Source organism: Burkholderia sp. Tr-862 (assembly GCF_011753085.1).
In the GTDB taxonomy this organism is placed as follows: domain Bacteria; phylum Pseudomonadota; class Gammaproteobacteria; order Burkholderiales; family Burkholderiaceae; genus Burkholderia; species Burkholderia ambifaria.
Genome location: NZ_VWWG01000047.1, coordinates 39,090 through 46,753, shown reverse-complemented (window position 1 = coordinate 46,753; position 7,664 = coordinate 39,090). Strand labels below are relative to the sequence as shown.

Below are 7,664 nucleotides of genomic sequence, written 5' to 3'. Positions count from 1 at the left end.
ATCGCCGATGCCGATGCCGCGGCAACCGGCGTCGACGTGCGGGACCTGCCGTGCGGGCCGCTCGACGAAGCGCAGGCGAAGGCGCTGTTCGCACGCTTCGGCGTGACGCCGGTGCGCGAGCGCGTCGTGCGCGATGCAGCGGACGCCGAGCAGGCGGCACGGCACTTCGGCGATCGCGTGGTGCTGAAACTGCTGTCGAACCGCGTCACGCACAAGAGCGACATCGGCGGCGTCGCGGTCGGGGTGGACGCCGATACGATCGGTGCACGGCTCGAACGCATGCGCGACGACGTCGAGACCGGCGCCGGGTTTGCGCCGGATGCGTTCCTCGTGCAGGAAATGGTCGCAGGCGGCGTTGAAATGATCGTCGGCCTGCACCGCGACCCGCTCGGCACCGCGATCCTGCTCGGGATGGGCGGCGTGACCGCGGAGATTTTCAACGACACGGTGTTGCGGATGCTGCCGGAGGACGCGCCGCTGTCGCGCGACGACGCACTCGACATGATCCGCGCGCTTCGCACGTGGCCGCTGCTCGACGGCTATCGCGGCCGCCCTAAGGCGGACGTCGATGCGCTCGCCGACGCGCTCGTCGCGTTTGCACGGATGGCGCGCCAGCTCGGTCCGCGGCTCGTCGAAGCGGAAATCAATCCGCTGTTCGTGCTCGAGGCCGGCCGCGGCGTGCGGGCCGCGGACGGCGTCGCGATGCTGTCCTGATGTCGAACGCCCGTCGGTGACGCAGGCCGGCCCGCTATCGGCGCTGCGGCGAGCCGGCCGAAAGCAGGCGGTGGCGCTCGCCGCGGTGCACAACCCGATAGCCCTCCGTAACGCGCATGCCCAGGCGTGGCACGCGCGTTGCTACTTGCTACGGATATCCACGGACTTCCGGGCATCGACGTGAAAGGCACAACCGGCGAGATTCACATCGGCATTTCAGGCTGGCGCTATGACGGATGGCGCGGCACCTTTTATCCGAAAGGCCTGAAGCAGGCCGCCGAGCTGCAATACGCATCCAGCCGGATGCAGACGATCGAGATCAATGGCACGCACTACAGCCTGCAATCGCTCGGCAGCTGGCGGCGCTGGTACGACGAAACGCCGCCGGATTTTACGTTCAGCGTGAAAGGCTCGCGCTATTTGACCCACATGCTGCGCTTTCGCGATGAAACGGCGGCGACCGCATGCGCGAACTTCTTCGCGCAGGGGCTCCTCGCGCTGAATGACAAGCTCGGGCCGATTCTATGGCAATTTCCGCCGTCGCTGCGTTTCGACCCCGAGCATATGGAACATTTCCTGAGCCTCCTGCCGCCCGACACCGAAGCCGCGCTCGCCCTCGCGCAACAGCACGATCGCAGGGTCAGGACGCCGTATCTGCAGATCGACCGCAAGCGCAAATTGCGTCACGCTGTCGAAGTGCGTCACGCGAGCTTCGTCGATCCGGCGTTCGTAAAGCTGCTGCGCCGCCACAAGGCCGCGCTCGTCGTGTCGGACTCCACCGAGGCGTGGCCGCAGTTCGAGGATCTGACCGCGCGCTTCGTCTACATGCGGCTGCACGGCACGGAAACGAAGTATTCCGGTGCGTATTCCGATGCGTCGCTCGAACGGTGGGCGCGCCGGATCACGTCGTGGCGCGGCGGCGCGCAGCCCACCGATGCGCGCCTTGCGGCGCCGAATCTGGCGCCGCCGCGCGCGCAGCGGCGCGACGTGTACTGCTACTTCGACAACGACGTGAAAACGAAAGCACCGTTCGACGCTCGGCGCTTGATGGAACGCCTCGGCCTGCATGCGCACGAAACGCTGCCGGATAAAACGGCCGCCGCGCGACGGCAGTCCGAGCGATGAACCCGAACCGCAAGGAGAAAAACGATGACTCTGCTTATCTACCTGGTCGGATGGATCATTTTCATCGGCGGCGTGGCATGGGGATTGATGACGCTGCATGTTTCGCAGCACGTCATCGAGATCGTCGCCGTCATCCTGTTCGGCATCGCGGTGATCACGGGCGCGGTACGCGCGCGCACCCGCGACCGGACGTAGCGCACGCGCGCCGCCGCGGTATCCCGATAGCGACACCGCGCGCGGCGCGGCTTCACTGCTGCGCGTCGATATAGGCGACCAGTTCCTGCGGGGTGCCCGACGGAAACGCGTTCTTGCGGTGGCCAGGCAGCGCCGACCAGATCGACGCCAGTTCCAGGCTTGTCGGCGTACTTTCATGCCGAAATGGATGGCCTACGAGATGCGCCTGATGGCCGAACGCTGCGTCAGCGACGGGATGGTGCCTCGGGCCGGCGATGTCGAGTGCTTGACCGCGATCCTCGGCCACCCGCTGCATGCGTACCGCGACTTCGCGGCGGCGCTGGTCCGCTGAGCGCGGCGCGGCGCGGCGCCGTCGTGCGGCGTAACGGCGGCGTCAATATAATCGGCTTGGCCCCCACATATCGATGAATCGGCACCGTGCCGGTTTCGATCCTGCATGCCACCACTGGATCTGGAGACGAGATGACCCTTCCCGCCGTTGCGTTCGCCGAATCGTTCGACCTCGAGGCTGCCTTCGCCGATGTATCCGAATACTGGTCGCCCAAGGTCGTCGCGCAGGTCAACGATCAGTATGTGAAAGTCGCGAAGGTTCGCGGTCAGCTCGTGTGGCACGACCATGCGAACGAAGACGAGCTGTTCTTCGTCGTGCGCGGGCATCTGAGGATCGAGTATGAAGGCGGCCGCGTCGTCGACTTGCCCGCCGGCTCGATGCACGTGGTGCCGCGCGGCACGCAGCATAACCCGGTCGCCGACGACGAATGCTGGATCGTGCTGATCGAGCCCGTGCAGACGAAGCACACCGGCGAGGTCCAGTCTCCGTTGACGCGCACGATCGACGAGCAGCTGGGTCAGGCTCACTGAATTCGGCGACCGGCCCGCAGGGGCCGGGCGATGCGATGTACGACGCCCGCGCTGGCGTCAACCGCGAGCGGCCGCGACCCCGTCGAGTTCGCGCACGGCGTCGTCCGGCAACGCCAACGCGCCGGCAGCGAGATTCTCGCGCAGATGCGCGACCGACGACGTTCCCGGAATCAGCAGGATGTTCGGCGCGCGGCGCAGCAGCCACGCGAGCGCGGTCTGCATCCGCGTCGCGCCGAGCCGCGCGGCGACCGCGTCGAGCGTCGACGACTGCAACGGATTGAAGCCGCCGAGCGGAAAGTACGGCACGTAGGCGATGCCGTCGCGGGCAAGCGCATCGATCAGCGCATCGTCGTCGCGATGCGCGAGGTTGTAGTGATTCTGCACGCAGGCGATGTCGCAGATCCGCCGGCCTTCGGCGATCTGCGCGGCCGTGACGTTGCTCAGGCCGATGTGTCGCACAAGGCCCTGCCGCTGCAGTTCGGCCAGCGCGGACAGCGGCGCCTCGATGGAGCCTTCGGCCGGGCCGTGCACGTCGAACATGATCCGCAGATTGACGACGTCGAGCACGTCGAGACCCAGGTTGCGCAGGTTGTCATGCACGGCGGCCGCCAGCGCGTCGGCGGAGAACGCCGGCAGCCATGAACCGTCGTCGCCGCGCGTCGCGCCGATCTTGGTCACGATCAGCAGGTCGTCGCGATACGGATGCAACGCCTCGCGAATCAGCTGGTTCGTCACATGCGGGCCGTAGAAGTCGCTGGTGTCGATGTGGTCGACGCCCGATTCGACGGCTTCGCGCAGCACGGCGAGCGCCGCGTCGCGATCTTTCGGCGGCCCGAACACGCCCGGCCCGGCCAGCTGCATCGCGCCATAGCCGAGGCGGTGAACGCGGCGGCCCGCCAGGGAAAACGTGCCGGATTGAACGACGGGGGACATGATCGTGCTCCTGTATGAACGAGTGAATCGCAGGTTACGCCGCGTGGCGCTGCACGATAAGCGGTCATAATGCGCACAACCTGTACGAAAAGGCGAACAATGCAAGTCGATCTCGGCGATCTGAACGCGTTCGTGGCGGTGGCGCGCGCGAAGGGCTTTCGCGAGGCCGCACGCCTGGCCGACGCGAGTGCGTCCGGGCTCAGCGAAGCGGTGCGCAGGCTGGAGGCGCAACTGGGGGTGCGGCTGCTGCACCGCACGACGCGCAGCGTGTCGCCGACCGAAGCCGGCGCGCGTCTGCTCGCACGGCTCACGCCGGCGCTGAGGGAGGTGGAGGCGGCGCTCGACGTCGTGAACACGTTCCGCGAGAAGCCGGTCGGCACGCTGAAGCTCAACGTGCCGATGAGCGCGGCGCGGCTCGTGCTGCCGTCGATCGTCCCGCGCTTTCTCAATGCGTATCCGGAGATCCGGCTCGAGGTCGTGGCCGACGAAAGCTTCGTCGATATCCTCGCGGCCGGCTGCGACGCCGGCATTCGCTACGACGAGCGCCTCGAACAGGACATGATCGCCGTGCCGATCGGCCCGCGTTCCCAACGCCTCGCGACCGCCGCGGCGCCCGCCTATCTCGACCGGCGCGGCCGCCCCGCCCATCCGCGCGACCTGCTCGATCACGCATGCCTGCGCGGCCGCTTCGCGAGCGGCGCGATGCCGGCGTGGGAATACGAGCGCGACGGCGAAGTGGTGCGCGTGGAGCCGTCGGGCCCGCTCGTCGTGCAGATCGGCGGCGCCGTCGATCTCATCGTGGACGCGGCCTGTGCCGGGCTCGGCATCGTGCATCTCTACGAAGACTGGCTTCGCCCATACTTCGCGAGCGGCGCGCTCGAGCCCGTGCTCGACGGGTGGTGGCGGCCGTTCTCCGGCCCGTACCTGTACTATCCGGGGCGGCGTTTCGTGCCGGCTCCGCTGCGGGCGTTCGTCGATTTCATCAAGGCCGATGCGGGATAGAAGGGATAGAACGGCACCTCAGCGCCGGTTCGAACGCGACACCACGTCGATCCACACCGCCAGCACCAGCACCGCGCCCTTGACGATCATCTGCCAGTACGCGTCGACGTCGAGCATCGACATCCCGTTGTCGAGGCTCGCCATCACGAGCGCACCGATCAGCGCGCCATAGACGGTGCCCGAGCCGCCGCGCATCGACGTGCCGCCGATGAAGCACGCAGCGATCGCGTCGAGTTCGCCCATCGTGCCGGCCGACGGCGAGCCGGCCGCGAGCCGCGCGGTATTGACGATCCCCGCGAACGCGCACATCAGCCCCATCAGCGCGAAGATCGCCAGTTTCACGCGATCCGTATCGACGCCCGACAGCCGCGTCGCCTCCAGGTTCGAACCCACGGCATAGATGCGTCGGCCGAACACGGTCTGCGTCGCGATCCACGAGAACGCGCCGAGCAGCGCGAGCAGCAGCAGCACGGGCACGGGGATGCCGCCGTAGCGGTCGAGCATCGCGACGAACGCGAACAGCACGGCCCCGGCGCCGACGATCTTCGCGACGTCCTGCCACAGTGGCGCGACCGCCAGCCGGTAACGACGCCGCGTGCCGCGCTGCCGCACGACCAGCAGCGCGACGAGCACGAACAGCAGCAGCGCGAGGCCGTCGCCCGCCATGCGCGGCAGGTAGCCCTGGCCGATGAACACGAAGCCGTCGGACACCGGCGCGATCGTCGAGCCGCCCGTCACGCCGAGCAGGATGCCGCGAAATGCGAGCATCCCGCCCAACCCGACGATGAACGACGGCACGCGTCGATAGGTCGACCACCAGCCGTTGAACAACCCGACCAGCACGCCGAGCGCGAGCACCGCCGGCACCGTCACCGCGACGGGCCAGTGACGATTGACATCGAGGATCGCCGCGACGCCGCCGAGCAGCCCGAGCAAAGAACCGACCGACAGGTCGATCTCGCCCGCGATGATCACGAACACCATCCCGCACGCGAGCATCCCGGTGATCGACATCTGCCGCAACAGGTTCGACACGTTGCGCGGCGTGACGAACGCACCGTCGGTCAGCACCGAAAAGAACACCCAGATCGCCGCGACCGCGAACAGCAGCGCGAGCACCTTGTAGCGCACGAAGACCTGGCGCAACGGATGGCCGTGCGTGCGGCGCGCATCGGCGTCCGGCGGCACGGCGGAAGAAGAGGAAAGTTCGGTATTCATGTCGTACTCGCTGCTATGGGTTCGGCCGGACGCCGCGCGGGCGTCAGCGCGGCGCCGAGGATCTGTTCCTGCGTGAGGCCGTCGTTGATGAAATCGCCGCGCAGCTCGCCTTCGCCGATCACGAGCACGCGATCGGCCAGCCCGAGCACTTCCGGCAACTCCGACGACACGACGATGAGCGCGACGCCGCGTTTCGCGAGCGCAAAGATCAGCCGGTAGATCTCCGCCTTCGCGCCAACGTCGACGCCGCGTGTCGGTTCGTCGAGGATCAGCACCTGCGGGTCGGCGAGCAGCATCCTGGCGAGCACCGCCTTCTGCTGGTTGCCGCCGGACAGGCTCGCGATCGGCAGGAACGGATGCGCGGCGCGCACCGACAGCCGCTGCATCTCCGTGCGGATCGCATCGAGCTCGGCGGCTGCGTCGATCCGTCCGCGCGTCGCGAAACGGCGCAGCACCGACAGCGTGATGTTGTGGCCCACGCCGAGCTGCGGCACGATCCCGTGGCGCTTGCGGTCCTCGGGCACCATCGCGATGCCCGCGCGAATCGCATCGGCCGGCGCGCGGATCGCGAGCGGCCGGCCGTTCATCCGCACGCTCGCCGTGCTCGCGCCCGGATACGCGCCGAAGATCGCCTGCATCAGCTCGGTGCGCCCCGCGCCGACGAGCCCGGCGACGCCGAGAATCTCGCCGCGCCGCACGCTGAACGATACGTCGTCGACGCGCTTGCGGCGCGGGTTCGCGACGTCGTGACAGGTCACGTTGCGTGCCTCCAGCACGACGTCGCCGATCTCGTGCGGCTCGCGCGGATACAGGTTGCGGATCTCGCGGCCGACCATCATCGCGATGATCCGGTCGGTGGTCAGCCCGCGCATCGGCTCGGTCGCGACATGGCGTCCGTCGCGGATCACGGTCACGGTGTCGCATACCGCGTCGACTTCGTCGAGTTTGTGCGAGATGTACACGCACGCGACACCGCGACGCTTCAGGTCGCGCACGATGTCGAGCAGGATGCGCGTTTCGGCGGCGCTCAGCGACGACGACGGCTCGTCGAGGATGAGCAGCTTCGCGCGCTTGTTCAGCGCCTTCGCGATTTCGATCAGCTGCTGGTGGCCGCCGCCGTAGTTCATTACCGGCTGCGCGACGTTGATCGCGTCGATCCGCAGCTCGCGCAGCAGCGCTTCCGAACGGCGCACCATCTCCGCGTAGTGCATGCGCCCGCCGGGCAGCGTGATCTCGTTGCCGAGAAAGATGTTCTCGGCAACCGACAGCTCGGGCACGAGCATCAGCTCCTGATGAATGATCACGATGCCCGCGCGCTCGGTATCGCGCACGCCGGACGCGACGAGCGGCGCGCCTTCCCAGCGGATCTCGCCGTCCCACGTGCCGTGCGGGTAGACGCCCGACAGCACCTTCATCAGCGTCGACTTGCCGGCGCCGTTCTCGCCGCACAGGCCGACGCACTCGCCCGGCCGCACGGTCAGATCGATCCCGTCGAGCGCCTTCACGCCGTCGAATGCCTTGACGATGCCGCGCATCGTCAGCAAGGGTTCGGTCATACGTTCATCGCCTCGCAGTGCGCACGCGGCCGCCCGCCTGGCCGGCCGCGTGCATCGCCT

Annotated in this window: 7 protein-coding genes and 2 pseudogenes; 6 read left to right on the top strand and 3 right to left on the bottom strand. The window is 68.0% G+C overall.

Annotated features, from left to right (window positions below; genetic code table 11):
* From F3J14_RS15775 to F3J14_RS15755, 5 genes and pseudogenes are all read left to right on the top strand, one after another.
* Positions 1-714, top strand: a 714-nt coding sequence (locus F3J14_RS15775; RefSeq protein ID WP_211080360.1) for an acetate--CoA ligase family protein, incomplete at its 5' end; no start/stop codon positions are given.
* A 138-nt stretch (positions 715-852) separates the two neighbouring features.
* Positions 853-1,867: pseudogene (locus tag F3J14_RS15770) on the top strand (DUF72 domain-containing protein).
* Positions 1,864-2,034: a hypothetical protein gene (locus F3J14_RS15765; protein ID WP_166723786.1), complete on the top strand. Its 171-nt coding sequence runs from the start codon at positions 1,864-1,866 to the stop codon at positions 2,032-2,034. The pseudogene F3J14_RS15770 and the gene F3J14_RS15765 overlap by 4 nt, the downstream one beginning before the upstream one ends.
* A 172-nt stretch (positions 2,035-2,206) precedes the next feature.
* Positions 2,207-2,365, top strand: a pseudogene (locus F3J14_RS15760) (NmrA/HSCARG family protein); the annotation flags it as partial.
* A 131-nt stretch (positions 2,366-2,496) separates the two neighbouring features.
* Positions 2,497-2,895, top strand: a complete 399-nt coding sequence (locus tag F3J14_RS15755; protein ID WP_166723785.1) for a cupin domain-containing protein — start codon at positions 2,497-2,499, stop codon at positions 2,893-2,895.
* A 57-nt stretch (positions 2,896-2,952) separates the two neighbouring features.
* Here F3J14_RS15755 and F3J14_RS15750 read toward each other — a convergent pair whose 3' ends face one another.
* The gene (locus F3J14_RS15750; RefSeq protein ID WP_166723784.1) at positions 2,953-3,828 is read right to left on the bottom strand and encodes an aldo/keto reductase family oxidoreductase; all 876 of its coding nucleotides are present in this window, start codon (positions 3,826-3,828) and stop codon (positions 2,953-2,955) included.
* A 99-nt stretch (positions 3,829-3,927) separates the two neighbouring features.
* Here F3J14_RS15750 and F3J14_RS15745 point away from each other — a divergent pair, with 99 nt between their 5' ends.
* A complete protein-coding gene (locus F3J14_RS15745) occupies positions 3,928-4,830 on the top strand; it encodes a LysR family transcriptional regulator (RefSeq protein WP_166723783.1) in 903 nt (300 codons plus the stop codon).
* A gap of 18 nt (positions 4,831-4,848) precedes the next feature.
* Here the strand turns inward: F3J14_RS15745 and F3J14_RS15740 are convergent, their stop codons facing one another.
* Both F3J14_RS15740 and xylG read right to left on the bottom strand, forming a co-directional pair.
* Positions 4,849-6,048, bottom strand: coding sequence for a sugar ABC transporter permease (locus F3J14_RS15740; protein WP_166723782.1), 1,200 nt, complete (start codon positions 6,046-6,048; stop codon positions 4,849-4,851).
* A complete protein-coding gene (xylG, locus tag F3J14_RS15735) occupies positions 6,045-7,604 on the bottom strand; it encodes a D-xylose ABC transporter ATP-binding protein (RefSeq protein ID WP_166723781.1) in 1,560 nt (519 codons plus the stop codon). Before xylG ends, F3J14_RS15740 begins: the two co-directional genes overlap by 4 nt.
* Between the last annotated feature and the right edge of the window lie 60 nt (positions 7,605-7,664).

Excerpts from the sequence above, each read along its gene's own strand:
- F3J14_RS15765 (WP_166723786.1), top strand. The coding sequence starts at position 1,864 with ATGACTCTGCTTATCTACCTGGTCGGATGGATCATTTTCATCGGCGGC.
- F3J14_RS15755 (WP_166723785.1), top strand. The coding sequence starts at position 2,497 with ATGACCCTTCCCGCCGTTGCGTTCGCCGAATCGTTCGACCTCGAGGCT.
- F3J14_RS15750 (WP_166723784.1), bottom strand. The coding sequence starts at position 3,828 with ATGTCCCCCGTCGTTCAATCCGGCACGTTTTCCCTGGCGGGCCGCCGC.
- F3J14_RS15745 (WP_166723783.1), top strand. The coding sequence starts at position 3,928 with ATGCAAGTCGATCTCGGCGATCTGAACGCGTTCGTGGCGGTGGCGCGC.
- F3J14_RS15740 (WP_166723782.1), bottom strand. The coding sequence starts at position 6,048 with ATGAATACCGAACTTTCCTCTTCTTCCGCCGTGCCGCCGGACGCCGAT.
- xylG (WP_166723781.1), bottom strand. The coding sequence starts at position 7,604 with ATGACCGAACCCTTGCTGACGATGCGCGGCATCGTCAAGGCATTCGAC.